Below are 25,686 nucleotides of genomic sequence, written 5' to 3'. Positions count from 1 at the left end.
TCCTCACTTTTAGAGGCAAATTACCCTCAATATAAGTAAAAAAAGCTTCAGTTATTATATATCTCATACTCTGATGCAGCAGAGTCTTAATTTTTAGAAGAGAAGGATCTGAAAGGAATACCGAATGTCTGAGAATAACGCACATATTATTGTGAATGATAAAAAAGTAGAGCTCCCCTTGCGTAAAGGCACCAGTGGACCTGAGGTCATTGAAATTTCTTCTCTCTACAAAAAAACCGATATTTTTACTTATGATCCTGGTTTTACTTCAACAGCTTCTTGTGAATCAAAAATTACTTATATTGATGGCGATAAAGGCATACTGCTTTATCGTGGTTATCCTATCGATCAATTAGCTGAAAAAGGTGACTTTCTCGAAAGTTGTTATCTTCTCCTTTATGGAGAACTCCCAACACAGCAAGAAAAAAACGACTTTGATCGATGTATTATGCAACATACCATGGTCCACGAACAGTTTGCACGCTTCTTCCACGGTTTCCGCCGTGACTCTCATCCTATGGCTGTCATGGTTTCCTGCCTTGGCGCTATGTCTGCCTTCTATCACGACTCTATTGATATTACAGATCCTCACCAAAGAATGATTGCTTCTGTTCGTCTTATTTCAAAAGTACCAACACTTGCTGCTATGGCCTATAAATATAGTATTGGACAAGCATTTGTTTATCCACGCAATGATCTTAGTTATGCTGCAAATTTCCTCCGTATGTGTTTTGCTGTTCCTTGTGAAGAATATAAAATAAACCCTGTGCTTTCTCGGGCAATGGATCAAATCTTTATCCTTCATGCTGATCATGAGCAAAATGCTTCTACATCTACGGTACGTCTTGCTGGATCATCAGGGGCTAATCCGTTTGCCTGTATTGCAGCAGGTGTTGCATGCCTTTGGGGACCCGCACATGGTGGTGCCAATGAAGCATGTCTAAAAATGCTACAAGAAATAGGTTCTATTAAAAGAATTCCGGAATTTATTGCACGTGCAAAAGATAAAAATGATCCTTTCCGCCTTATGGGCTTTGGTCACCGTGTCTATAAAAATTATGATCCACGTGCAAAAATCTTGCAAAAAACCTGTCATGAGGTTTTAAAAGAGCTCAACATTCAAGATGATCCACTTCTTGATATTGCGATAGAACTTGAAAAAATTGCGCTAAATGATGAATATTTTATTGAGAAAAAGCTTTATCCCAATGTTGATTTCTATTCCGGTATTACGTTAAAAGCTCTAGGCTTTCCAACTGAAATGTTTACTGTTCTTTTTGCATTAGCGCGCAGTGTCGGGTGGGTGGCACAGTGGAAAGAAATGATTGAAGATCCTGCACAAAAAATTGGTCGTCCTCGACAACTCTATACAGGCTATGCTACGCGTGACTATGTTCCTATAGATAAGCGTGTTAATTAAAGAAAAGAAATCAATAAAGCTTCAGTTTACTGAAGCTTTATTGTAAATGATTAAAAATATCCTTTAAAATTTTTTACAAAGATAGTTAATTAATTTTAAATGAAACTATTATTATTCATTCCATCATTAACAAGAACTTTCCTTCTTTCCTGTATTTTTCCCGTCATACTTGATATCAATAACTCATTTTTTTGACTGTAATTTAGCGTAATGATAGCAAAATGGAGACAGATAAATTTTTACATTGCTCCTAAAGAGCTTACAGATTATAAAAATGCCTTATAGTTTTATATTTGTCAGCTTATTGAATAGGAGAACATAATGAAATTATTAGGAAAAGCTCTTATAATAAGCGCAACACTCTTTACTCTATCGGCAAATTCTCAAACACTTAAAATTGCAAGTGATGCTTCTTATCCCCCGTTTAGTTATATTGACTCAAATAATGAGCTTAAAGGGTTTGATATTGATATATCTTATGCCCTTTGTGAAAAAATGAATATTGAATGTACAATTGTCACGCAAGACTTCGAGGGGATGATTCCCGGCCTTCTAGCCAAAAAATATGATGCGATTGTTTCTTCCCTTTCTCCTACAAAAGAGCGCTTACAAAAAATTGATTTTACAGATCCTTACTACAACACAGTATTGGCTATCATTGTTACCAAAAATTCGGGGATTACAGAAATCTCAACACAAGCCTTTAGAGGTAAAAATCTTGGTGTACAATCGAATACAACACAAGCTGCCTATGCAGAGGATCATTACGCCTCTGAAGGCGTGAATATCAAACTTTATCCTACAGCAATAGAAGTTCATCGTGATCTTTTAAGCCATCGGCTTGATATTATCATCTTTGATAAAGTAAAGGCATTAAATTGGCTTGAGAATGAAGGAAAAGATTGCTGTAAGCTTCTAGGAACTTTGGAAGAAACAAAATTTCCTGTTTCAATTGCACTGCGTCAAAACAATAATGATCTTAAAAATAAGTTCAATGAAGCAATAAAAGAAATCCGTTTGGATGGAACTTATGAGAAAATAATGAGAAAATATTTTACATTCGATATCAATTAGATTTGAATCTTTTGAAGAAATGTCTTTTAACTTTTTGTTGGGCATGAAAAAATAGGTGGAAATTTAGCATTTTCATAAGAAGAATTTACATCTATCAAAAGAATTAATTTTTCCTCGATAGTTGAATGTTTATGAAATCCAATAACAACCATGAGGTTGTATTTTTATCTTATCTACATCTAATTTTATATTTAAATTGAATAGCCTTGTTTTTAAAGAAAATCTCTCAGTTTTTACTTATGAAATGATGTAAACTTAGCATTTCATAAAAATTAAGTCTTGTACAGAGTAAGATATTTATTCTTCTTTCAATCAATAAAAAAGATAATTTTTTGATAATAATGTCTAGTATCATAATCTAAAATAAATACCGATAAATTTTTGCATTGCTCCAGAAAAGCTTACAGATTATAAAAACGTGACGATTTCATATTTGCCCGCTTATCCAATAGGAGAATGTCATGAAACTACTAGCAGGAGCTCTTATAATAAGCGCCGCGCTATTCACCCCATTGGCTGATGCAAAAACATTAAAAATCGCCAGTGAAGGTACTTATCCTCCCTTTAGTTATATTGACTCAAATAATGAGCTTAAAGGATTTGATATTGATATATCTTATGCTCTTTGTAAAAAAATGAATATTGAGTGCACAATTGTCACGCAAGATTTCGAGGGGATGATCCCCGGACTTATTGCAAAAAAATATGATGCTATTGTTGCTTCCCTTTCTCATACACAAGAGCGTTTACAAAAAATTGACTTTACAGATCCTTACTACGATACAGCACTGGCTGTCATTGTTACCAAAGATTCGGGAATTAAAGAAGTCTCGTCACAAAGCTTTAAAGGCAAAAATCTTGGTGTACAATCAAATACAACACAAGCTGTTTATGCAGAAGATCATTATGCCTCTGAAGAGGTAAACATCAAACTCTATCCTTCTACAATAGAAGTGAATCGTGATCTTTTAAATCATCGACTTGATGTGATTATTGTTGATAAATTACAAGCATTAAATTGGCTTAAAAATGAAGGAAAAAATTGCTGTCTCCTCCTAGGAACTCTGGAAGAAACAAAATTTCCTGTTGCAATTGCGCTGCGTCAAAACAATAATGATCTTAAAAATAAGTTCAATGAAGCAATAAAAGAAATCCGTTTGGATGGAACTTATGAAAAAATTATGAGAAAATATTTTACAAGCGATGTTTATTAAAGCTCACTATGATATTTAGATGAAACTCACTGTTGATTTCTAAAACGTTATCTAACTCTTTCATGAGGAATACAAGAATGATTGAAAATTTAGCATTGCTATCGTTTAGCAATGGTGGATGGGGAGCGGTTATACTTTCTAGTGCAGGAATGACATTGTCATTGGCGTTATGTTGTGGACTTCTAGGACTTCCTCTAGGACTTCTAAATGCAGTCATGATTCGATCCGATATTAAGATGGCGAAAACTATAGCACGTCTCTTTTCAACGGTGTTTCGTGGGCTTCCAGAGCTTTTAACCTTGTTTTTAGTGTACTACGGATTACAAAGTCTTATTCAAAATGTCTTTGACTATTTTAATCTTGAAGTCATGTTTAGTATCAATGCTTTTGTTGCTGGTGTTCTTGCACTAAGTATGGTTCTTGCCGCTTTCTCTTGTGAAGTTTGGCTTGGAGCATTCAACATTTTTGATAAAGGGCAATATGAGGCTGCTAAAGCTTTAGGGCTTTCACGTTCAACCACATTCTTTCGTATTGTCTTCCCTCAGCTCATCCGAAATGCCTTGCCAGGACTTTCTAATAATTGGCTTACTTTACTGAAAGATACATCCCTCGTTTCAACCATCGCACTTGTTGATCTCATGCGACAAACGAATTTAGCTGTCGCTGCGACCAATAAACCCATGCTATTTTATCTTGTGGCCTGTTTACTCTATTTATTATTTTCAGCGCTTTTTGGCGCAATCTTACGCCATTTGGAAACATACACTCAAAGAGGCTATAAAAAGGTACCAAGTCAATGATTCCTGAATGGCTTTATTTCCTTTTTAACCCTGATCTTTTAAGCCGTTATGGGCCAAAATTTATTGATGGCTTTATTGTTACTGTCGAGCTTGTTTCTATCTCTTGTTCTCTTGGTTTTTTCCTTGGAATGCTTATCGCTTTTGCACGTTTATCAAAAAATACGTTTTTACAATATTTTGCAAATGCTTATGTCTATTTTTTTCGCGGCTCTCCTTTATTAGCCCAACTCTTCCTTTTTTATTATGGACTTGGTTCAATGAACAATTTTTGGCAACAGGTTGGTCTATGGTGGTTTTTTCAAAACGCGTGGTATTGTTGCCTTTTTATTTTCACACTCAATTCTGCTGCCTATCAATCTGAAATCTTTAAAGGAAGTTTTCTATCCGTAACCACTGGACAACGTGAAGCGTCAAAAGCTTTAGGTCTGAGTAATTCTGTCACATTTTTTAGAGTTATTCTTCCACAAGCAATGATTGTCGCATTACGTCCCTTAGGAAATGAGTTGATTTTAATGATTAAATCAAGTGCCATTGCCTCACTTGTTACTGTTTATGATTTAATGGGAATTGCTAAACTCACTTATTCACGTACATTTGACTTCCAAGTTTACGTTTGGGCCGCACTTATCTATCTTTTTATTGTTGAACTCATTCATCGTTTTATTGTTTTTATCGAACATCATCTCACGCGATATTTACGGTAAAATAAAATGATCATAAAAAACTTTACCAAATCAAAATGGTGCATTAATCAATTTATTCATCAATGAAAGAATAAAACAAGATGAATTTAAAAAATAATCAATCAATCTCTTCCAGTAAAAACTCTGTAATTTCCATTCAAAACCTCAATAAATGGTATGGAAACTTTCAGGTCTTACACGATATCAACTTTGATGTTCAAGCTGGTGAACATATCGTTATTTGTGGACCATCCGGATCAGGAAAATCAACGCTAATTCGTTGTATTAACCAATTAGAACAAGCAGAAAAAGGTTCAATTTATATTCATAACGTTGATATCCATACCGCTCCTATACAACAGCAAAAAAATGTCCTGCGAAAGATAGGAATGGTTTTTCAGAACTTTAATTTATTTCCCCACATGAGCGTTATACAAAACTGTATTTTAGCCCCTATGACAGTTCAAGGACTTTCCAAACAACAAGCAAAAGAAAGGGCAACTCGTTACTTAACGCATGTCGGTATTGAAAAATACTGTGAAAAATATCCTTTACAACTTTCTGGTGGACAACAACAGCGTGTCGCGATTGCTCGTGCACTTTGTATGGAACCTGAAGTCATGCTTTTTGATGAACCCACTTCAGCTCTTGATCCAGAAAGTGTGGGAGAAGTTTTGGAAGTGATCGCTCAATTGGCCGATACTGGAATTACAATGCTTTGTGTTACCCATGAAATGGGCTTCGCAAGAAAAGTATCAGAAAGAATACTCTTTCTAGAAAATGGAAAAATTGTTGAAGACACAGCCTCTGACAAATTCTTTACCAACCCTAAAAGTCAGCGTGCCCGTGATTTTCTTGCTAAAATTAAGCATTAGTCATCAAAATATTGTTTTATTTATACAATTTTGCCCCTACTTTTTAAAAGAGTGATAATCTTTTGCGCACCGACAATTCCCGATGGAACTTCAGTTTTCATTTTCTGCTCGACCTCCTCAAAAGCATCGAGTTGAGCTTGGCGCAATAAAGGATTAGATAAAAGTTGTTCTATCTGTCTTGCTAACATGCCAGGACGTATAAATTCATTCAAATATTCTGGAACAATAGGCTTATCAGCAATAATATTCGGAAGAGCAGCACTCCATAACGTTATTTTAGGAAAAATAAATAATTTAGCAAAACGATCAAGTTTATAGCAAAGAACCGTAGGAACTTTTACTAAAGCTAACTCAAGTGAAACCGTTCCATGGGAAGCAAGAGCAACATCTGCTTGTGCAAAAGCACGCCATTTTTTATCTTCACCAACAACAATTTCTACTTTGCTTTTCCAGTCTTGAATAAAGTCATGGATTCTATCCACCAAATGGGGTAAAGTGGGTAAAATAATCTGTAAATGAGGAATACGTTGTACAAGAATCTCTACCGTTTCTCGAAAAATAGGCATTAAAGAAAGAATCTCTGAATTGCGTGATCCTGGCAAAATAACCAATGTAGGCGATGATATTTGTTGATCATACAAATGTCTTTGTTCTACTTGGCACCTTTTTTCTGACTGAACTTTCAAAAGAGGAGGATACGTCGAAAGACGATGTCCAACATAGGTGGTAGCAGGACCACCCAAATCCTGCATAACCTTTTCTTCAAAAGGAAAAACCGCTAAAACATGATCAACAAATTCCCGCATAGCTTTTGCACGCTCTGGCCTCCATGCCCAAACAGTTGGTGCGATATATTTAATGATCGGAATAGAAGGCGCTAAAGCGCGTACCTTTTTTGCAACACGATGCGTAAAATCAGGACTATCAATAATAATTAAACAATCAGGTTGTTCTTGTGCGATAAATTTGGATAAATTGCGAATATGGAGCAACAACAACGGTAATTTTTTCAACACCTCCTTTAAACCTATTAAACCAATATCATGGGAATCAAAAAAGCTTTTTAAACCTAAAGCCTCTAAATGCCTCCCCCCAACCCCTATCAAATGAATATTGCATCCTATTTGTTGTGATAAACAAGAAATTAAATCAGCCCCAAGAAAATCACCAGATTCCTCACCCGCAATCACAGCAATCTTTAATAAACTATTATTCATGATCAAACTTTTCAAATGTTTCTATAAATAGAGAATGTTCATTGGCTTTTTCTATTGTTTTTTTCAATGATAATATTATACTCCTATTTGCCTCCACTGCAATACCGGACAAACCACTCTTTGCAGTGTTCATTATTGTAACGGGCCCAATTGATGGCAAATCAACGCGATTATCCTGTTGTGGTTTTGCACATTTAACAAGAACACCACCTTTAGAGGGGATTTGCCCTCTTTCTCGCATTTCACAAACACGCCACAACATATTATCAGTTCCCTCAGCGCCCTCCAGAGCTACCACTCTTCCTTGAACAACAACAACGGCTTGCCCGATATCCAATTGACCTAAAAGTTTTGCTGCTCGTGCTGCTAAAAAAATATCTTTCTTCTCTTTCTGCGTAGCACGCCGTACTGTTAAATTAAATTCTATGGGCGCTAAAAGATCTGGGACTATTTCATGAGCACCGATAACACAAAAACCATGCTCCTCAATAAATCGTATAAAAGCTTTTAATAATGCATCGTCCCCTTTCCTCAAAGCTCCAATTAACTTAGGCAGCGCTAAAAATGTCGTCCAGTCCAGTCGTAATTGTGTAAGAAGCGGTCGCTTTTTTACACCACCTGCCAAAACAACATTATAAACTCCAGCCTCTTTTAAAACTTTAATGAGTCGCGCTAACTCTACAATTGATAGCTCGCAATGTTCATAACGATAAAGAACAGAATCTGCTTCGCCCTGCAAAAGAACAAGAAAAGGATTCTCTCCATTCTTCTCAAGAGCTTGCGCAACGGTAATCGGTAAAACACCACTTCCTGCTATAATAGCAGTGCGGCCGGAAAGAAAATTTCTGGTACCACAAATTAGCATTTTTAATCCTTACATTATTTTATTCTATCACCTCCAAATTTTGGTGTACAATAAAAACGCTTTCCTTCTTCTTTAATAAAACGAACAACGTCAGCAACAGATCGAAAAGAAGAATAGCAAGAAGCAACATCATTGACACGCTCTTTAAATGGCTTGCTATGATCAAAAAGCATGGCAACCGCATGGCGGAGTGCGTGAATATCTTGACGCTCAAGCCCTGCACGCTTCATGCCAATAATATTGAGTCCGGCAAGTTTTGCCTGCACACCAACAGCTGTTCCATAAGGAATCAAATCACCTACCAGTGCAGATACACCACCGATAAAAGCATGATGCCCAACACGAACAAATTGGTGAACAGCAGCACCACCACCGATAATCACATAATCACCAACAGTAACGTGACCAGCAATCATTGCATTATTCGCAAATGTTACATGATTGCCTACATGACAATCATGAGCGATATGCGCATAACAAAAAAATTGGCAATTATCACCAACAACTGTCATTCCCGTACTCGAATCGGAGCCTCTATGCATTGTTACGCCTTCACGGATCATACAATTTTTACCAATAGAGAGAATCGTAGCCCCCCCTTTATGTTTATTATTTTGCGGATCTGCCCCTAAAACAGCATGAGAAAATACTTTACTCTTGGCTCCTAACATTGTCTTTCCCATTATTACAACATGACTTGTCAAACTACATTCATCACCAATAACAGCCTCTGAACTAATATGGCAAAATGGCCCAACGCGTACATTCTCACCAAGCTGCGCTCCCTTCTCCACGAGAGCAGTTGGATGGATTTTCGTACCGGACATTTTAAAATTCCCATCAAATATCGTTTATTCTTCTTCAACAATCATCGCAGCAATTTCTGCTTCAGCGACGCGAACATTTTCTACTTTTGCCACACACGAAAAACGCCTCATACCCGATCTCTTTTTCAAAAGCTGAACATGAATTTTAAGCTGATCACCAGGCATAACCGGCTTACGAAATTTCGCATTATCAACCGTCATAAGGTAAACTAAATTTGTTCGCTTATTGCCTAAATTTAAAAGTGCTATTGCTCCTGCCGTTTGTGCCATAGCTTCTAAAATCAAAACGCCAGGCATAACAGGCTTTGTGGGAAAATGTCCTGTAAAATGTGGTTCGTTAATCGTTATATTTTTAATACCAATCGCTTCTTGTTCCCCATCAATATTAACGATACGATCGATCAATAAAAATGGATAACGGTGCGGTAATATTGATAGCAATTTTTCAATATCAACAGCCTCTAAATCTTTAATTCCTTCAGTGCTGATCATATCAGCTTCTCTCCTTTTTAACTTTTCCCATACTGCGCAACGTCGCTACTTCACGAAACCATTGTTTAAATGGCCGTGCTGGACTGCCTCCCCATTTTTCACCATCCGGAATGTCATTCATAACACCACTACGAGCAGCAATCTGAACACATTTACCTATTACAATATGATCTGCTACTCCAACCCCCCCGCCAAGCTGAGACATATCTCCTATAGATGTACTTCCGGCAATTCCACATTGAGCGGCAATAAGGCAATAACGACCAATTTTTACATTGTGGGCAATTTGTACAAGATTATCAATCTTGCTTCCTTCTCCAATAACAGTATCTTGAAATGTTCCTCGATCAATCGTGGTGTTCGCACCAATTTCTACACCATCCTCAATAATAACGCGACCAAGTTGTGGAATTTTTTCGATTCCAGAAATACCCCCAACATAACCAAAACCATCTTGCCCAATGCAAACACCAGGATAAAGCTGAACCCTATCCCCTATTAAGGAACACTGAATGGTTACTTTAGGAGCAATATAGCAGTCACGTCCAATACGGCAATTTTCACCGATAACGGCTGTGGATGAAATAAGAGTTCCTGCACCAATCTCAACATTTCTTCCAATAACAGCTCCCGCTTCAATACACACATCATCAGCAAACTTAGCCGTTGGATGAATATGCGCATGCGGTGAAATCTCTTTCTGTCCAAACCAAGGCATTGGCTTGACAGAATCAGGAAATAGAATACGACCAATCTGAGCAAAATCACGCTGTGGTGTGGATGTCACCAAAATTGCCATCGTGTCAGGAACTTTAAAAACAATATCATTCGTACAAAAAACAGCAACAGCAGAACTGTCTCGTAGAGCATCAGAAAATTTCCGATGCTCCACGAAAACAAGAGAGCCTTCCACAGCACTGTCAAGCGAAGAAAGAGTATTGATAACTTTATGAGAAAACTCTGGATTAAGAAGCTTTGCACCCGTCAACTCAGCAACATTTGCAACTGTCAATTGCCGGGACGGCGTAAAAAAAAATGTATCCGCCATCAAAACACTTTCTCTCCCAGCTTAAGCTATTCTCTTCAAGCTTTTCCTTCTTAAAAAACGCTCAAATCAGAACTTCGTAGAAATACCAAAGTTCAATTGCTGCAAACGATCTCCCTCCTGCTTTGTTATTGGCCAAGCATAATCAAAACGCAAAGGACCAAACGGAGAATCCCACATCAAGCTCACACCTGCAGATGAACGCCAAGCACTTTTGGTATGGGTAACAGGTGGTTCACCCTTAAAAACAGCTTTATAATTATTGCCATAGAGCGTAGCAATATCTGCAAATAAAGCACCGCGCAAACCAAACCCTTCAGGGACAACAGGAATAGGAAACTGTACTTCAGCAGTCGCATTCATATAGGTCGTTCCCCCTAAGAAATAAACTTCACCTTTACTGGAAACCTGACGTGGACCTATTCCATTGTATTTGAAACCTCGGAGCATATCCGTATTTGCTTTAAACATATCGAAAATACGAACACCCTCCTTGCCTATTTCGTGGATATAACCACCGCCAAAGGAAAGTAAACCAACAATATCCCTTTGATCAGAGAGAGTCTTATACATCATCGCCTTACCCGTGGTCTTCAAAAACTTTGCACTCCCACCAAGTCCGGCATATTCCTGAAGAAGATGCACGTACCACCCATCATGGGGGTTTCTCATATCATCAATCGTATTATAGGTTAAACCATAACTAATTGATGAACGTTTCCAAGGACTTTGCTTAGCTGCTTGAACAATCGCACCAGAATATTTTCCATATAATTCTATTATATCACTCTCTTTGTTGAAATCATACTCTCCACCAAAGTCATATTCTTCCTGTACATAAGAATAAGCAACATTCGCAGATAATTGATTATTAATAGGGAGAGAAAACCGTAGTGATCCCCCTGTCTGCCGTACATCATAGGCTTTATCAGCACGGTAAGTGCTACGAAAAACATCAACGCCAGCCGATAAACGGTACCCTAAGAAATAAGGATCAACAAATGATAAATTATAATTACGGGATTTTTCTTGCCCTGCCCCTAACCCCAAACGAACGTACTGACCACGCCCCCCAAGATTACGCTCAGTAACAGAAACTTCAAGCGACATACCAGGGCTTGTTCCCCCCGTTGTATAGCCTCCAGAAAGAGAGAGATCTCCTGTTGAAGCTTCAACGACATCTATCACCAAAACAACCTGGTCAGATTGCTCAGTGGGAACCATTGAAATATTAACGGCTTTGAAAAAACCTAAACTTTCTAGACGACGTTTCGCCCGCTGCAATAAAGTTTGATTGTAAGCATCTCCTTCATTTAAATCAATCTCACGACGAATGACGTAATCACGCGTTTTCTCATTGCCACGTATATCAATACGCTGAATATATGCACGTGTACCTTGTTCAATATTATATAAGATTGAAATCGTATGATTTGCTAAATCACGATTTCCCCGTGGTTCAACTTTAGCAAAAGCATATCCTGAATCAGCAACCTTATTATTAATAATAGCAACAGACTGTTCAATATCTTCTGCACTATAAACATTACCTGGCTGAGTTTTAAGCTTGCCTTTCACAGATTGAACGTCAATTCCATCAACATCACTTTCAACCTGAATATCACTAATTTTATAGCGCGGACCTTCATCAAGAACGAAAGAAATTCTATACGTATTGCTTGCAGCATCAAAAACCGCTTTAGAAGAGACAACACGAAAATCTGCATAACCACGATTATAATAAAAGCGGCGTAAAGCCTCTTCATCAGCAGCGAGGCGCTCTTCACTGTAAACATCGCCTCCCAACAACTTCGAAAAAATTCCTGAAGACTTTGTTGAAATCACATCACGCAACCGGCGGCTTGCAAAGACAGTATTTCCCTTAAACGTGATATCACTAATCTTTGTCTTTTGTCCTTCAACAACATTAAACACCACATTAACACGCCCTTTTCCAAGATTAATGGTTTGAACGTTAACAGTGATATTATTACGACCTAGCGTTTTATAAGCTTCACGAATTGTATTAATATCAGCAGAAAGCTTAGCAGAATTAAAAGGCTCATTTGGCTTTAAAGAAATAAATCTTTTAAGATCTGGGTCTTTAAAAGATTTATTTCCCTGAAATAATATTTGATTGACAACCTCATATTCTTTTACGAATACAATCAATTTATCACCCACTTGATTTATTTTAACATCATAAAATAAACCTAACTCGAAAAGATTTTTCACAGCATGATCAACATCACCACTGGAAATCCCTTGTCCAGCTTTAATACCCATATTGTCACGAATCGCCTGAGAACTTACAAACTTATTCCCACGAACCTCAATAGAACGGACTACAGATGCTTGTATTTCTCCAACCGCAGCAATTGACATAAAAACCGTTGCTGGGGCAATCATCCCCATTTTTAACACCAACACAGATGCTGCATTTAAAAACTTTGAATTCGTAGTCATTGGCTTTTTTACCTTACTCTTGTTCCTTGGACACGATGCCTTAAAAAGCTAACTGCCATAACAACCCTTTTACAGCGAGACTTTTTATCCCTTAATTACTCATTATAATGTACGACGCCACAATATTTTGCAGACATGGTAAACAACCTTCAATTTATTTTTGCTATTATTACCCAATTTACAAAGCGTTTTCCATAATTTAATTAGCTAAACCAACAAAAATAATCATTAAAGAAGACAAAAATCATAAAAAGGAGAAGAAGGGAAAAACCTACACGAAAAAAAATTCCCTGAAGTTTAGTGGATATTTTTCTCCCAGTAATGACCTCAATGACATGAAATAAAAGATGTCCACCATCAAGCGGTAGAATCGGAAAAAGATTAATAAGCCCAACGCTTATTGAAAGAAAAGCGGCCAAATTCAATAAAGAGATAAAACCTGTCTCGCTCACTTTCCAAGCAATTTTTACGGTTTTAGAAGGCCCACTTAGCCGACAACGATCTTCTTTGCCTCCGATTAAACGACTCATAAAAAGAACAGTTTGAGTGGCAATAAATACCGTACGGTTTAAAGCTTCTCCTACAGCTGTTACAAAATCATAGCGAATATGTTTTATATAAGTTGGATCTAAACGTGGAGGATTATTTAAATCAACAGGAACACCTACACCGATCATAGCACTTTGTGTTCGATTCCCAAATCCATCATCTCGCTCAATGACTTTTGGGGTAATGACAGTGGTAAACACATGCCCCATGCGTTCTATTTTAAACTCTATCGGTTCTCTTCCATGAAAAGCTACATAATTCATCAAATCTTCAAAACTTTCAACCCGTCGACCATCCATTTCAACAAAACGGTCCCCTAATTCCAAACCGGACTGAATAGCAGGGCTCTCTTTTACCAAAGAACCAACAACGGGTTCAATGGCGAAACGACCATAAATAAAGAAAAAAAACGTTAGAATAACGATAGTAAAAAGAGCGTTGAAAAAGGGTCCAGCAAAAACAGTTGCTGCTTTTTTCCAAGCATGCGCACCGGCAAACGAACCATCAACAATCGGAGATGATGGTGATAATAGCGCCTCATCTTTATCCTCCTCCCCAACAAACTTTACATACCCGCCTAAAGGGATAAGGGCTAAACGCCATTTCGTACCATGCTTATCTATGTAACTGGCTATTTGTGGTCCAAATCCAAGGGAAAAAACTAATGCCTTAATACCACACCACCGCCCAATGAGATAATGCCCAAGTTCATGCACAAAAATGATAAGCATGATGATAAAAAGAATACTCAAACTTCTTAAAAGAAAATCACCCATAGTGACCATATGATTTAAAAGTCCCAAAATATCTTCTCCCCATTAAATCATACTAAAAAGATGAAAAGGTGCATCCATATCAGATATCAATGAACCAATTAAATAAAGAAGACAAGTTGCTCCTACCAATCCATCCATACGATCCATAAAACCACCATGTCCAGGCAATAAAGAACCGGAGTCTTTAACAGAAAACCGTCTTTTAAGCCATGATTGTCCTAAATCACTCAGTTGTGAAACAATTGACAAAACAAGTGTAAGGAGTGGCATAAAAAAACTTGCTAAATTTATATCAAAAAATCCAAAAGCAACCCATATACCACCAAAAACACCGACAAATGTACCACCAAGTGCTCCTGACCATGTTTTATTAGGAGAAAATTGTGGTGCTAATTTAGGCCCCCCTAATGCACGTCCGATAAAATATCCACCAATATCGGTTCCCCAAACTATCGTAAATAAGAAAATAACAACTTGGAACCCCAATATCTCATGATCCCGTAAAAAGCATAAAGCTACAACAGGAAAAGATGCATATAAAAAACCACAAAAAACCCAACCACTGTTTTTTATAGATATAATAGCCAACACCGCAGCCAATACGATTAAAACACAAAAAACCAGCAAAGCAGAGACATTCAACACCAAAAAAAAGCCAAAGAGAAAATAAAAAATACCTGCTAATATCTTTTGTAAAACACACCACTTCTCTTGAGTAATATTCATCCACTCATAAAGAATAAAACTGCCAATACACCATGCAAACAGAAAAAAGGTGGTCCCTCCCAACCATGTTAGATACAAAGCAATAACACCAAACACAAAAGCCGTTAGAACACGATAAACCAAATTAGACAAAACAACATCCAAACAATAAAAATAGAAAATACAAGCTCTAAAATTGATGCAAGAAAAACTTCCCTAAAAACTTCCCTACCCAGTATTTTTATTTCATACTTGTGCAAATCTCTCTTATAATTTACCATAAACAGTTTAGTTTACCAAGATAGCGCTTATACGACGAATAATCAATGAAAGCGGATCAAAAATCTTTCTTATCTAGATTAATCTTAAAATAAACTTCCAAAGATTTTCTTAAACATAAAATGAGAAAGTGGTTATCTACGCCCTACATAAATTAACGCATATAGGTTTGCGTATAAAAGAGCTGCTCTATTAACTCTTCATCATTAAAAAATAAATTACGCCCCATAACATCTGCTTGTCCAATCATCCTGCACACAGGTTTTTAATGAATGGTAAGGAGTAAGGCATTATTTTTTCTGCCATATTACCTCAAACCCATCTTAGAATGTTTGAGTCATTCCTCATGAATATTTCTTATCATGCAGTCAAACAATGCGCTTAAGTAAAGGGCAAAACTCGTAGATTAAAGAATAAAAGCATCAACTCTTTTAAACCAATCTTTCCCCCATCAAGATGATAAAACAACCAGCTCCATCACACTTGCGATCATAGTGCACATTACTCCCTGCTCTTATCCAATAAAAATAATTTACACGCTGGGAGTAGAATATTTTTTCTAGCGAAAAAACCGCCTTAAACGTGCATAATTTCAGATTCTTTTACGGCTAAAATTTTATCGATATCAGCAATAGTTTCATCCGTGAGTTTTTGAACTTTTTCGGATAAACTGTGGGCTTCATCTTGTCCAATTTCACCATCTTTTTCTAATTTTTTCAAATTGTCCATACCATCACGACGAACATGACGTGTCGCAACACGCGCTTGCTCCGCGTAGTGATGCGCAATTTTTACAAGTTCTTTACGGCGCTCTTCATTCAACTCAGGTAAAGGAATACGTAAATTCGTACCATCAGTTATGGGATTCAAACCAAGACCAGAATCGCGAATAGCACGCTCGACAGCTCCTACCATTGTTTTATCCCATACAGAAACAAAAAGCATCCGAGGTTCAGGAACAGAAATATTAGCAACCTGATTGATGTGTACAACAGAACCATAAGATTCAACGGTTAAAGGTTCTAATAAACTCGCCGATGCCCGTCCCGTCCGTAAGCCACCCAACTCATGTTTAAAAGCCGTAATAGCGCCATCCATGCGACGTTTCAGATCATCCATAATTGATGCAACATTCATATTTCTGTCTCCTTCAATTGTCCTTTGAAGCTTACTCTTATTCCGATACCATTGTAAAGCGCCCTGTTCCATTCAAGACCTTCGCTAAACCACCTTTTTCATGAATGGAATACACTATAATCGGCACATTATTCTCACGGGCTAAAGTGACCGCCGTTGAATCCATAACCGATAATCCCCATTGCAAAATTTCAACATGTGTTAATTGGTCAAAACGCTTAGCTGTAGGGTCTATTTTGGGATCGGCTGAATAAATACCATCGACCTGTGTTCCTTTAAGAAGAACATCCGCACCAATTTCTGCTGCACGTAACGTCGCAGCAGAATCAGTGGTAAAAAATGGATTGCCCGTACCACCCGCGAAAATAACAACTTTTCCCTGATTCATATAAGCTATTGCTTTACGTTGCGAAAAACTTTCACAAATTTGTGGCATCGCAATCGCAGAGAGCACGACCGTTTCAACCCCTAATTTTGTCAATGACGTTCGCAATGCTAAAGAATTAATAGCCGTTGCAAGCATTCCCATATGATCACCTGTCACGCGATCCCCCCCATGCGAAGCAACAGCAACACCACGAAAAATATTTCCCCCACCGATAACAACCGCGACTTCTATTCCCATTGCGCGCACTTCTGCAATATCAGCGGCAATACGATCGACAACAGAAACATCAATACCAAAACTCTGCCCCCCCATAAGAGCTTCACCAGAAGCCTTTAAAAGAATACGTTTATACGGAAGTGCTAATGCCATTACATAATCTCCCCAAAAGCATATTGTCTTTTTGCTTTTGACACCACGAAGGGCACCACTTTTTTCACGTGACGCCCTCACAAAAATTATATTGCGTCCATCAGAGACTCTAAAACCAATGGAAGTTTTAAATCTCTGATCAAGAGTTTGCAATAACTAGCCTTTTGCTGCTGCCGCAACCTCTGCAGCAAAATCAGACTCTTCTTTTTCTACACCTTCACCAAGTGCAAAACGAACAAAGCCTGTGATTTTTGCTGGAGCGCCTATTGATTTCTCAGCATCCTTTAAAGCAGCCTCAACAGTCACATCAGGATTCATAACAAAAGCTTGAGAAAGTAAAACAACCTCTTCAAAAAACTTACGCATGCGTCCTTCTACCATTTTTTCAATGATATTTTCAGGTTTTCCAGACTGACGTGCTTGATCTGAAAAAATTGCTTTTTCACGTTCAATGGCACCAGCATCAACATCTTGTGCTGTAAGTGCTAATGGATTGGTTGCGGCAATATGCATCGCAACCTGCCGTCCAAAAGCAAGAGCTGCTTCTTTATTTCCCGTTGTTTCAATTGCAACCAAAACACCAAGTTTCCCAAGCCCATCAGACACACTATTGTGTATATAAGTCGCAACAACACCATTCTCAACAGATAGTTTAGCGGAACGACGAAACGTCATATTTTCGCCAATCGTACCAATTGCATCTTTAATTGTAAGCTCTACAGTCTTCTCAGAGCCTGGATAAAGGGAAACAGAAACAGATTCAACATCACCTGGCGTATTTAAAGCAGCAGTTGCTACTTTGCGCACAATGTCTTGAAATCCATCATTGCGTGCAACAAAATCTGTTTCAGAATTAATCTCAACCAAAACTGCATGTGAATCTTTTGATACAACTCCGATTAATCCCTCAGCTGCTGTACGACCAGCCTTTTTATCTGCTTTTGCTATCCCTTTTTTACGAAGCCAATCAACAGCAGCTTCCATATCACCATTGGTTTCTGCCAACGCTGCTTTACAGTCCATCATTCCGGCGCCAGATAATTCTCGAAGTTCTTTTACTTGTGCAGCAGTAACGCTCATATTTGCCTCTTCATTCTATAACAGTGAAAGCGTGCAAACTTCCTCTGCACGCCTATAACTTTTTCTTTAGATAATAAAAGTACCTTAATTAGGCGTTTTATATTACTCAGAAACTGCTGAAACCGCATTTTCTTCCAAAATAGGCTCCACAGGTGCATCAACTTGAGCTCCTAAATCGACACCCATTGCACCTTGCTGACGTGCAATACCATCAAGAGCAGCACGCGCAAAAAGATCGCAATAAAGAGAAATCGCACGTGAAGCATCGTCATTCCCTGGTATTGGATGTGTTACATCATCAGGATCACAATTAGTATCAATAATAGCAATCACTGGAATGTTTAAACGTTTTGCTTCTTGGAGTGCAATATTTTCTTTATTTGTATCGATAACAAAGATAAGATCTGGAACAGAGCCCATATCTTTAATACCACCAAGCGCACGATTAAGCTTTTCACGATCACGTTCAAGATTTAAACGTTCCTTTTTGGTAAAGCCTTGCGCTTCAGCAGCAAGAATTTTATCAAGCTTTCGCAAACGATGTATCGAATTGGAAATTGTTTTCCAGTTCGTCAGCATACCGCCAAGCCAACGCGCATTAACATAATATTGGGCAGAACGATTCGCTGCATCAGCGATAATTTCAGATGCCTGCCGTTTTGTTCCAACAAAGAGAATACGACCTCCACGCGCAACAGTGTCTGAAACAAGTTTAAGCGCTTGATGTAAAAGTGGAACGGTCTGAGCAAGATCAATAATATGAATATTATTACGCTGACCATAAATATAGGGAGTCATTTTTGGATTCCAGCGATGAGTCTGGTGACCAAAATGCACACCTGCTTCTAAAAGCTGGTGCATAGTAAAATCGGGTAGTGCCATAAATCTTATCCTTTCCGGTTCAACCTCCGCGGAAAAAGCAGGAAAACCTACTACCGGCGGATGCTTGCTAGACTTTCCTCACAGATTATCTACAAACACCCAAACTCCGCGTGTGGAATAGCGCAAACATACTAAACTTTGATTCTTTTTCAAGTTATTTTCTTCAATCATTTAATATTCAGATTTTCACATTGATCAAGATCTTTTCCAAGTTCAAGAAATTCAAGACTGTTCAATTTTGCACGCACTGAAAAAGTCCCATAATCTATATGAAGATCACGCATGACACCATTCTCATGTAAGAGAAAACTGCTCTGATAAACTGGCAAACCATCTTTATTTTCACCATCATCAAAATAAGAGATTGTAACAGGCCAATATTCTTCTTCATCCAATTTTTTCATTTTTTCCGTCTCGCTATCAGATAAAAGCGCTTTCTTTTCCCCGATGACGATACTTTCTTTTATAACTTCATCCGCTTTATTTGTCCCATCAAACACAGTAACATTATAAAAATGATCCCCCGCTTTTGCATGGCGGATAATATTTTTTAGTTGCATCATTGGAAATTCAGCCATTGCAAGCTTATATTCTTTTTCCTTTGGCTTCTTTAAGGTCACTGTAATACCATCTCCCGTTCGCTCCGCGACCCCTTCAGCACGATGTGTAACCTCTTCCCCTTCTTGATCGGTAACATTAAAACGAAACGTACGGCTATCTCCTGTTTCATAACTCGTCGTCTGTTGATCCGTTAAACGGACCGGCATATCTTCAACATGAAGACGGCTAATGAAACGAAAACGTGTGCTATAGCCTTGGCATGCAGAACCAGTAAGCTCGTAAACCATTCGCCCTGACATCCCAGAAATTGTCATTTCATGAGAAACATTATCGAGCTGAAAATCATAAATTGCCCGATGAGGCGCAATAAAAATAGGCTCTTCAGCTCTCGCTGTACAGAAAAAAACAATATATAAAATTATTATAAATAATGCTCTAATCATTCCCAACTTCCAAACTTTATTCCTGTTCCATAACATCATACAATAAGGCAAAAAAGGCTAATTTCTCCATTAACCACACATTTCCTTCAATAAAAAAATAGGTTATGCAATGATATGTTTATAGAATAGTTATGGAGTTTAAATTATGACCAATGTAATTGAAAGAAACTTAAAAAAGTTCGGAATCACTCTTCCTGCAGCAACGCAACCCCTTGCCAATTACATCACAACTTCACAAAGTGGCAATCAACTCTTTATTTCTGGACAGCTCCCTCTTACGAATGGAAAACCTATAGCCATCGGTAAAGTTGGTAGCACTGTGAATACCGAGCAAGCCAAAAAAGCGTCTGAAGCTTGTGCTCTTAATATTCTCGCTCAACTCAAAGCAACTCTGGGTGACCTCAATAGAATAAAACGCGTGGTAAAAATTACTGTTTTTGTGGCTGTTGATTCCCATTTTACCGATATCCCTTTTGTCGCCAATGGAGCTTCTGATTTATTTGTCAATATTCTTGGTGAAATTGGGAAACACGCCCGTTCTGCTATTGGTGTTGCCTCCCTCCCTATGGATGTTCCTGTAGAAGTTGAAGCCATCATAGAAATCTAAATTTTCATTAAAGACAGTGCGTTCCTTAAAAATCACTGAAGGTAAAATATTTTTTTATCTTACACTCTGATAAACCTTGCACTTTTCCATTTTAACATTAAAATTCTACCCTTACAATAAAAGGAAATATTCGTATGAAACAAGCTTATGACAATAACAATATTTTTGCTAAATTAATTCGTAATGAAATCCCTTCTGTTCGCGTTTACGAAGATGATGATGTTATTGGATTCATGGATATCATGCCACAAGCACCGGGTCATACACTGGTCATTCCTAAAAAAAGTTCTCGAAACTTACTTGACGCCGATACTGAAACATTATTTCCTGTTATTAAAGCTGTTCAAAAAATCGCTAATGCTGTCAAAAAAGCCTTTCAAGCTGATGGTATAACGATCATGCAATTTAATGAAGCGGCTAGTCAACAAAGCGTTTATCATCTCCATTTTCATATTATACCACGTATGGAAGGAATAGAACTTACTCCTCATAATGGAGTGATAACACCTACAGAAATACTTGAAGAGAATGCCAAAAAAATTCGTGCTGCTCTATAATAGTCCCTTTTGTAGCATATTCTTAAGATGTTGCGCTTTTCTTTCCTACAGTTTTCTTATTAAAATTTTTCGTTTTACTTTTCTTTGAGCCAACAGATAGACTAGAAGAGGAAATTTCTAACTGTAATCTTTCTTTTTCGCCATTTGATTTTTGTGTCAATACACGAACGATGCCACCGTTGCGTAACTTTCCAAATAAAATTTCATCTGCTAATGGCTTTTTAATATATTCTTGTATAATATGTCCTAATGGGCGTGCTCCCATCTGAGAATCATATCCTTTATTGGAAAGCCATAAAGTTGCAGAAGGACTTAATTCAAAACAGATCTCCCGATCAGCTAATTGTCCTTCAAGCTGAAAAATAAATTTTTGCACGATCTGATTGATAGTTAAGTAAGATAAAGGTGCAAACGGAATGATTGCATCCAACCGATTACGAAATTCTGGTGTAAATAACCGATTGATTGCTTCTATATCTTCACCATCACGGCGGACTTTCCCAAATCCAATCGCTGATTTTGCCATATCTGAAGCACCAGCATTGGTTGTCATAATCAAAATAATATTGCGGAAATCAATTTTCTTGCCGTTATGGTCTGTTAATCGACCATAATCCATGACCTGCAATAAAATATTAAATAACTCCGGATGAGCTTTCTCAATCTCATCGAGCAATAAGACTGCGTGAGGCTTCTGATCAACGGCATCTGTAAGGAGACCTCCTTGATCAAACCCTATGTAGCCAGGGGGAGCACCGATTAAGCGCGCTACCGTATGGCGTTCCATATATTCTGACATATCAAAACGTAAGAGCTCAATACCTAAAGATGATGCAAGCTGTTTTGCAACTTCAGTTTTTCCAACACCTGTTGGTCCGGAAAATAAATAACTTCCTATTGGTTTATCTGGTTCGCGTAAACCTGCTCGCGCCAATTTTATGGATGACACTAAAGCGGAAATTGCCTGATCTTGCCCGTAAACAACATGCTTGAGTTCTCTCTCGAGCTTACTCAATATCTTTTGATCATTCCGCGAAACTGTTTTGGGTGGAATCCTTGCAATTGTCGCAACAGTCGCTTCAATTTCTTTAACACCAATAGTCTTTTTGCGCTGTTTTCGTGGCAACAGCTTTTGTGCTGCACCACTTTCATCAATAATATCAATTGCTTTGTCAGGTAATCGACGATCAACCATATAGCGTGAAGATAATTCTACAGATGCTTTCATTGCCTGATCTGTATATTTAATCTGATGAAAATCTTCAAAGTAAGGCTTCATCCCCTGCAAAATCTTAATCGCATCAGGAACAGAAGGTTCATTAATATCAATCTTTTGAAAACGGCGCTCTAAAGCACGATCCTGTTCAAAAAATTTTCGATATTCTCTGTAAGTTGTCGCCCCAATACATCGCATAGTTCCAGAAGATAATGCAGGCTTTAAAAGATTTGCTGCATCCATATTTCCCCCTAATGTTGCCCCAGCTCCAATTAAGGTATGAATTTCATCAATAAATAAAATAGCATCTGGATAAAGCTCAAACTCTTTAATAACTTGCTTTAATCGTTCTTCAAAATCACCGCGATAACGTGTACCAGCAACAAGTCCCCCCATATCAAGAGAAAAGATCGTTGCATGTGATAAAACTTCAGGCACTTGCCCATCAACAATACGCTTTGCCAATCCCTCAATGATAGCGGTTTTCCCTACTCCAGGATCACCAACCAAAAGTGGATTATTTTTTGATCTTCGACATAAAATCTGAATCATGCGTGAAATTTCTCTTTCACGGCCAATTAATAAATCAGTCTTTCCATTTCGTGCTTTACAATTGAGATCAATACAATAACCCGTTAAAGCATTCGTTACCCTTTCACCATTGTCTGAAATCTGCTGATCTAATTGCTCTTCAAGTCCTTCAAGTAACATGGATAATCCATCATCACGGGTAATACCATGTGAAATAAAACGGACAGCATCATAGCGTGTCATTCCCATCTCTTGAAGAAAATAGGCAGCATGGCTTTCACGTTCAGAAAAAATTGCAACAAGAACATTTGCCCCTGATACTTCATCTTTTCCAGCAGATTGAGCATGTATCACCGCACGTTGGATAACACGCTGGAAAAAAGCTGTAGGCTTTGTATCCTCATCAGCTCTAATCTGTTCATCTAACTCTGAGCGAAGATAGTTGGTTAAGCGCTCGCGCAATTCGTTCACATCTACTTGGCATGCTTGAATAACGGAATTTGCATCGGCATCATCTAACAGTGCAAGGAGAAGATGTTCTAATGTTGCATATTCATGTCGCGCTTGAGTGGCAATTGTTAATGCACGATGCAAGACCTCTTCAAGACTAGGTGTAAAAGATGGCATAATTCCTCACTTCCATTCCATTACACATTGTAACGGATGTTCATTTTGACGTGCACACTCCCTCACTTGTACGATTTTCATTTCAGCAACTTCATAAGTATAAGTTCCACATTCCCCTATCCCATTGTGATGAACATTTAACATAATCCGCGTTGCCTCTTCGAAATTTTTTTTAAAAAAGTTTTTCAAAACGAAAACAACAAAATCCATAGGTGTGTAATCATCATTCAGTAAAAGAACGCGATATAATTTAGGTTTTTGGAGTTTTATTCTAGCCTTAGGTATTATAACCGCACCCTGCCTACCTTCCTTCCAATTCTTGCCCTTTTCATTATGCATAATGCGGGATTTTTCATTATGCATAATATGAGATAGAGAGTTTATTATGAGTGTTTGTCCCATTATTGTTTTCCATGCAGCAAATTTTTTATTAATTTTAAGTTCTTTCAAAACTATTGCAATAGCTCTTTTGTATAAGAAAAAACTTTCCCCCTATGGTTATAGATTGAAGTCACTCATAAAATAATTTCTGTAAACAAATTAGTAATACCATTCGTCTAGACTGCATCAACACGTTACAGAACAGGACGTTTTATAGAGGTTTTTCACAGTAAATGGAGAAATAGGATACTGCAAGTGTATATTAATGATCAAAAAATTATGCGCTGCTATAAAAAGATGGCAATTTCTTTTATTATGTTAGCTTTTTCTTGTTGTTGGGCATCAGCAACACCTCAGGGTGCCTATCCTGATAAGTATGCGGCTATTGTGATAGATGCGTCAACTGGGAAAACTCTCTTTCAAGCCAATGCAACACTGAAACGTTATCCTGCTTCTTTAACAAAAATGATGACATTGTACCTCCTGTTTGAAGCTATGCAGATGGGGCGTGTGACACCCAATACTCCAATTCCTGTTTCACATTATGCAGCAATGCGTCCACCAACAAAAATTGGATTTAAAGCAGGCCAAACAATTTCTGCAGAAGCCGCCGCTAAAGCACTCATTACAAGATCTGCAAATGATGTTGCTACAGCCATTGCAGAATATCTTGGAGGGAGTGAAAAAAAATTCGCTCGAATGATGACCACAAAAGCGCGTAAACTTGGCATGAAACATACACATTTTGCCAATGCTTCAGGACTTCCAGATGTACACAATTATTCTACGGCACGAGATATCGCCACTTTGTCTTTAGCCCTCCGCAAACATTTTCCAAAACAATATAAATTGTTCAAAATAAACAGTTTTAATTTCCGTGGACATACAATTAACAGCCACAATAAACTCGTTAAAATAATGAAAGGGGTCGATGGAATTAAAACAGGTTACACACAAATGTCAGGTTCTAATTTAGCAACTTCAATGCGTCTTGAAGGGCGTTCTATTGTCGCTGTTGTTATGGGAGGTAAATCATCTACTGCACGTGACGAGCACATGGCTAGCTTATTGAATCAATATTTGCCAAAAGCAAACCAAATGAAAAGTGGGGAACGTTTAATGGCCTCTGTACACTATCAATTACCCACTGGCGCAAAGACTCCTATACCGGCTATTAAAGCTGATTCAAGCAATTTTGATGATGAAATTTCAACTATGTTGACAGCATTTGCAGAACAACCTAAAAATTCCAATATCGCAATAATGGCTGTAAATAGGGTCATTGTACCGATACCTAATCCTCAAAAAACTATACCAGTTGAGACACATAAAATTGTAAATGTTTCTTTATCTACAAATGCCGGATGGGCTATCCAAATTGGTTCTCTTCCGAGTAAAGAACAAGCAAACACTCTGCTTTTAAAAGCAAAAAACACAGCTTTTTCTACTTTAACGAACGCCTCTTCACATATGCAACTGTTTGAAAAAAATGGGCAGCGTTACTACCGTGCCCGATTTACGGGATTTCAATCAAAAAAAGCTGCATTTGATGCTTGTTCTACATTAAAGAAAGCAAATTTTAACTGCTATACTGTAGCTTACTAAAAGTTTTTGAATTCT

At 37.8% G+C, this 25,686-nt stretch carries 24 protein-coding genes; 9 read left to right on the top strand and 15 right to left on the bottom strand.

Annotated features, from left to right (window positions below):
• Positions 1–124: 124 nt before the first annotated feature.
• The 6 genes from gltA (at position 125) to D1093_RS06095 (ending at position 6,066) form a co-directional block, all read left to right on the top strand.
• Positions 125–1,420: a citrate synthase gene (gltA, locus tag D1093_RS06120; RefSeq protein WP_120101359.1), complete on the top strand. Its 1,296-nt coding sequence runs from the start codon at positions 125–127 to the stop codon at positions 1,418–1,420.
• A gap of 321 nt (positions 1,421–1,741) precedes the next feature.
• Complete coding sequence (locus tag D1093_RS06115) at positions 1,742–2,494, top strand: transporter substrate-binding domain-containing protein (RefSeq protein WP_120101357.1); 753 nt, start codon at positions 1,742–1,744, stop codon at positions 2,492–2,494.
• 461 nt (positions 2,495–2,955) lie between these two features.
• Entirely contained in the window at positions 2,956–3,708 is a 753-nt protein-coding gene (locus tag D1093_RS06110; protein WP_005773625.1) for a transporter substrate-binding domain-containing protein, read from the top strand.
• 77 nt (positions 3,709–3,785) lie between these two features.
• Positions 3,786–4,508 (top strand): ABC transporter permease, encoded by a 723-nt coding sequence (locus D1093_RS06105; RefSeq protein ID WP_120101355.1) that lies wholly within the window; start codon positions 3,786–3,788, stop codon positions 4,506–4,508.
• Positions 4,505–5,212: an ABC transporter permease gene (locus tag D1093_RS06100; RefSeq protein WP_150222285.1), complete on the top strand. Its 708-nt coding sequence runs from the start codon at positions 4,505–4,507 to the stop codon at positions 5,210–5,212. The genes D1093_RS06105 and D1093_RS06100 overlap by 4 nt, the downstream gene beginning before the upstream one ends.
• An 80-nt stretch (positions 5,213–5,292) precedes the next feature.
• On the top strand, positions 5,293–6,066 hold the full coding sequence (locus tag D1093_RS06095) for an amino acid ABC transporter ATP-binding protein (RefSeq protein ID WP_120101353.1): 774 nt from the start codon (positions 5,293–5,295) through the stop codon (positions 6,064–6,066).
• A gap of 20 nt (positions 6,067–6,086) precedes the next feature.
• On the opposite strand, the gene lpxB is transcribed toward D1093_RS06095, so the two are convergent.
• From lpxB to D1093_RS06030, 13 genes are all read right to left on the bottom strand, one after another.
• A complete protein-coding gene (gene lpxB / locus D1093_RS06090) occupies positions 6,087–7,283 on the bottom strand; it encodes a lipid-A-disaccharide synthase (RefSeq protein ID WP_150222283.1) in 1,197 nt (398 codons plus the stop codon).
• Entirely contained in the window at positions 7,276–8,148 is an 873-nt protein-coding gene (locus tag D1093_RS06085) for an LpxI family protein (RefSeq protein WP_150222280.1), read from the bottom strand. The genes lpxB and D1093_RS06085 overlap by 8 nt, the downstream gene beginning before the upstream one ends.
• 14 nt (positions 8,149–8,162) lie before the next feature.
• Positions 8,163–8,975 (bottom strand): acyl-ACP--UDP-N-acetylglucosamine O-acyltransferase, encoded by an 813-nt coding sequence (gene lpxA / locus D1093_RS06080; protein WP_120101350.1) that lies wholly within the window; start codon positions 8,973–8,975, stop codon positions 8,163–8,165.
• A gap of 24 nt (positions 8,976–8,999) precedes the next feature.
• A complete protein-coding gene (gene fabZ / locus D1093_RS06075; RefSeq protein ID WP_012231508.1) occupies positions 9,000–9,467 on the bottom strand; it encodes a 3-hydroxyacyl-ACP dehydratase FabZ in 468 nt (155 codons plus the stop codon).
• A gap of 1 nt (position 9,468) precedes the next feature.
• Complete coding sequence (gene lpxD / locus D1093_RS06070; RefSeq protein ID WP_120101348.1) at positions 9,469–10,515, bottom strand: UDP-3-O-(3-hydroxymyristoyl)glucosamine N-acyltransferase; 1,047 nt, start codon at positions 10,513–10,515, stop codon at positions 9,469–9,471.
• Positions 10,516–10,581: 66 nt separating this feature from the next.
• The gene (bamA, locus tag D1093_RS06065) at positions 10,582–12,978 is read right to left on the bottom strand and encodes an outer membrane protein assembly factor BamA (RefSeq protein ID WP_120101346.1); all 2,397 of its coding nucleotides are present in this window, start codon (positions 12,976–12,978) and stop codon (positions 10,582–10,584) included.
• Positions 12,979–13,181: 203 nt separating this feature from the next.
• Positions 13,182–14,330, bottom strand: coding sequence for a M50 family metallopeptidase (locus D1093_RS06060; RefSeq protein ID WP_120101344.1), 1,149 nt, complete (start codon positions 14,328–14,330; stop codon positions 13,182–13,184).
• 15 nt (positions 14,331–14,345) lie between these two features.
• The gene (locus tag D1093_RS06055; RefSeq protein WP_120102362.1) at positions 14,346–15,161 is read right to left on the bottom strand and encodes a phosphatidate cytidylyltransferase; all 816 of its coding nucleotides are present in this window, start codon (positions 15,159–15,161) and stop codon (positions 14,346–14,348) included.
• A 702-nt stretch (positions 15,162–15,863) separates the two neighbouring features.
• The gene (gene frr, locus D1093_RS06050; protein ID WP_005773638.1) at positions 15,864–16,424 is read right to left on the bottom strand and encodes a ribosome recycling factor; all 561 of its coding nucleotides are present in this window, start codon (positions 16,422–16,424) and stop codon (positions 15,864–15,866) included.
• A 37-nt stretch (positions 16,425–16,461) separates the two neighbouring features.
• Positions 16,462–17,181 carry a UMP kinase gene (gene pyrH, locus D1093_RS06045; protein ID WP_005773640.1) on the bottom strand — a complete coding sequence of 240 codons (720 nt, stop codon included), beginning with the start codon at positions 17,179–17,181 and terminating at the stop codon, positions 16,462–16,464.
• A gap of 156 nt (positions 17,182–17,337) precedes the next feature.
• Entirely contained in the window at positions 17,338–18,261 is a 924-nt protein-coding gene (gene tsf / locus D1093_RS06040) for a translation elongation factor Ts (RefSeq protein WP_120101343.1), read from the bottom strand.
• A gap of 102 nt (positions 18,262–18,363) precedes the next feature.
• A complete protein-coding gene (gene rpsB, locus D1093_RS06035) occupies positions 18,364–19,143 on the bottom strand; it encodes a 30S ribosomal protein S2 (protein WP_120101341.1) in 780 nt (259 codons plus the stop codon).
• Positions 19,144–19,310: 167 nt separating this feature from the next.
• Positions 19,311–20,147: a cell envelope integrity EipB family protein gene (locus D1093_RS06030; RefSeq protein ID WP_120102361.1), complete on the bottom strand. Its 837-nt coding sequence runs from the start codon at positions 20,145–20,147 to the stop codon at positions 19,311–19,313.
• 145 nt (positions 20,148–20,292) lie between these two features.
• On the opposite strand from D1093_RS06030, the gene D1093_RS06025 reads away from it, so the two are divergent.
• The gene (locus tag D1093_RS06025; protein WP_005773644.1) at positions 20,293–20,754 is read left to right on the top strand and encodes a RidA family protein; all 462 of its coding nucleotides are present in this window, start codon (positions 20,293–20,295) and stop codon (positions 20,752–20,754) included.
• Positions 20,755–20,888: 134 nt separating this feature from the next.
• Positions 20,889–21,311 (top strand): HIT family protein, encoded by a 423-nt coding sequence (locus tag D1093_RS06020; RefSeq protein ID WP_120101340.1) that lies wholly within the window; start codon positions 20,889–20,891, stop codon positions 21,309–21,311.
• Positions 21,312–21,333: 22 nt separating this feature from the next.
• Here the strand turns inward: D1093_RS06020 and clpA are convergent, their stop codons facing one another.
• Positions 21,334–23,685, bottom strand: a complete 2,352-nt coding sequence (gene clpA / locus D1093_RS06015) for an ATP-dependent Clp protease ATP-binding subunit ClpA (RefSeq protein ID WP_120101338.1) — start codon at positions 23,683–23,685, stop codon at positions 21,334–21,336.
• A gap of 6 nt (positions 23,686–23,691) precedes the next feature.
• Complete coding sequence (gene clpS / locus D1093_RS06010) at positions 23,692–24,087, bottom strand: ATP-dependent Clp protease adapter ClpS (protein WP_120102359.1); 396 nt, start codon at positions 24,085–24,087, stop codon at positions 23,692–23,694.
• A gap of 234 nt (positions 24,088–24,321) precedes the next feature.
• Between clpS and D1093_RS06005 the strand changes: the two genes are divergently transcribed.
• Positions 24,322–25,671, top strand: coding sequence for a D-alanyl-D-alanine carboxypeptidase (locus D1093_RS06005; RefSeq protein WP_120101336.1), 1,350 nt, complete (start codon positions 24,322–24,324; stop codon positions 25,669–25,671).
• Positions 25,672–25,686: the final 15 nt, after the last annotated feature.

It is taken from the genome of Bartonella kosoyi, from assembly GCF_003606325.2.
Lineage (GTDB): Bacteria > Pseudomonadota > Alphaproteobacteria > Rhizobiales > Rhizobiaceae > Bartonella > Bartonella kosoyi.
This window is presented reverse-complemented; position numbering and strand designations above follow the sequence as displayed.

Bases quoted from the DNA above. Each gene is read 5' to 3' on its own strand.
- gltA (WP_120101359.1), top strand. From the start codon at position 125: ATGTCTGAGAATAACGCACATATTATTGTGAATGATAAAAAAGTAGAG.
- D1093_RS06115 (WP_120101357.1), top strand. From the start codon at position 1,742: ATGAAATTATTAGGAAAAGCTCTTATAATAAGCGCAACACTCTTTACT.
- D1093_RS06110 (WP_005773625.1), top strand. From the start codon at position 2,956: ATGAAACTACTAGCAGGAGCTCTTATAATAAGCGCCGCGCTATTCACC.
- D1093_RS06105 (WP_120101355.1), top strand. From the start codon at position 3,786: ATGATTGAAAATTTAGCATTGCTATCGTTTAGCAATGGTGGATGGGGA.
- D1093_RS06100 (WP_150222285.1), top strand. From the start codon at position 4,505: ATGATTCCTGAATGGCTTTATTTCCTTTTTAACCCTGATCTTTTAAGC.
- D1093_RS06095 (WP_120101353.1), top strand. From the start codon at position 5,293: ATGAATTTAAAAAATAATCAATCAATCTCTTCCAGTAAAAACTCTGTA.
- lpxB (WP_150222283.1), bottom strand. From the start codon at position 7,283: ATGAATAATAGTTTATTAAAGATTGCTGTGATTGCGGGTGAGGAATCT.
- D1093_RS06085 (WP_150222280.1), bottom strand. From the start codon at position 8,148: ATGCTAATTTGTGGTACCAGAAATTTTCTTTCCGGCCGCACTGCTATT.
- lpxA (WP_120101350.1), bottom strand. From the start codon at position 8,975: ATGTCCGGTACGAAAATCCATCCAACTGCTCTCGTGGAGAAGGGAGCG.
- fabZ (WP_012231508.1), bottom strand. From the start codon at position 9,467: ATGATCAGCACTGAAGGAATTAAAGATTTAGAGGCTGTTGATATTGAA.
- lpxD (WP_120101348.1), bottom strand. From the start codon at position 10,515: ATGGCGGATACATTTTTTTTTACGCCGTCCCGGCAATTGACAGTTGCA.
- bamA (WP_120101346.1), bottom strand. From the start codon at position 12,978: ATGACTACGAATTCAAAGTTTTTAAATGCAGCATCTGTGTTGGTGTTA.
- frr (WP_005773638.1), bottom strand. From the start codon at position 16,424: ATGAATGTTGCATCAATTATGGATGATCTGAAACGTCGCATGGATGGC.
- pyrH (WP_005773640.1), bottom strand. From the start codon at position 17,181: ATGGCATTAGCACTTCCGTATAAACGTATTCTTTTAAAGGCTTCTGGT.
- tsf (WP_120101343.1), bottom strand. From the start codon at position 18,261: ATGAGCGTTACTGCTGCACAAGTAAAAGAACTTCGAGAATTATCTGGC.
- rpsB (WP_120101341.1), bottom strand. From the start codon at position 19,143: ATGGCACTACCCGATTTTACTATGCACCAGCTTTTAGAAGCAGGTGTG.
- D1093_RS06030 (WP_120102361.1), bottom strand. From the start codon at position 20,147: ATGATTAGAGCATTATTTATAATAATTTTATATATTGTTTTTTTCTGT.
- D1093_RS06025 (WP_005773644.1), top strand. From the start codon at position 20,293: ATGACCAATGTAATTGAAAGAAACTTAAAAAAGTTCGGAATCACTCTT.
- D1093_RS06020 (WP_120101340.1), top strand. From the start codon at position 20,889: ATGAAACAAGCTTATGACAATAACAATATTTTTGCTAAATTAATTCGT.
- clpA (WP_120101338.1), bottom strand. From the start codon at position 23,685: ATGCCATCTTTTACACCTAGTCTTGAAGAGGTCTTGCATCGTGCATTA.
- clpS (WP_120102359.1), bottom strand. From the start codon at position 24,087: ATGGGACAAACACTCATAATAAACTCTCTATCTCATATTATGCATAAT.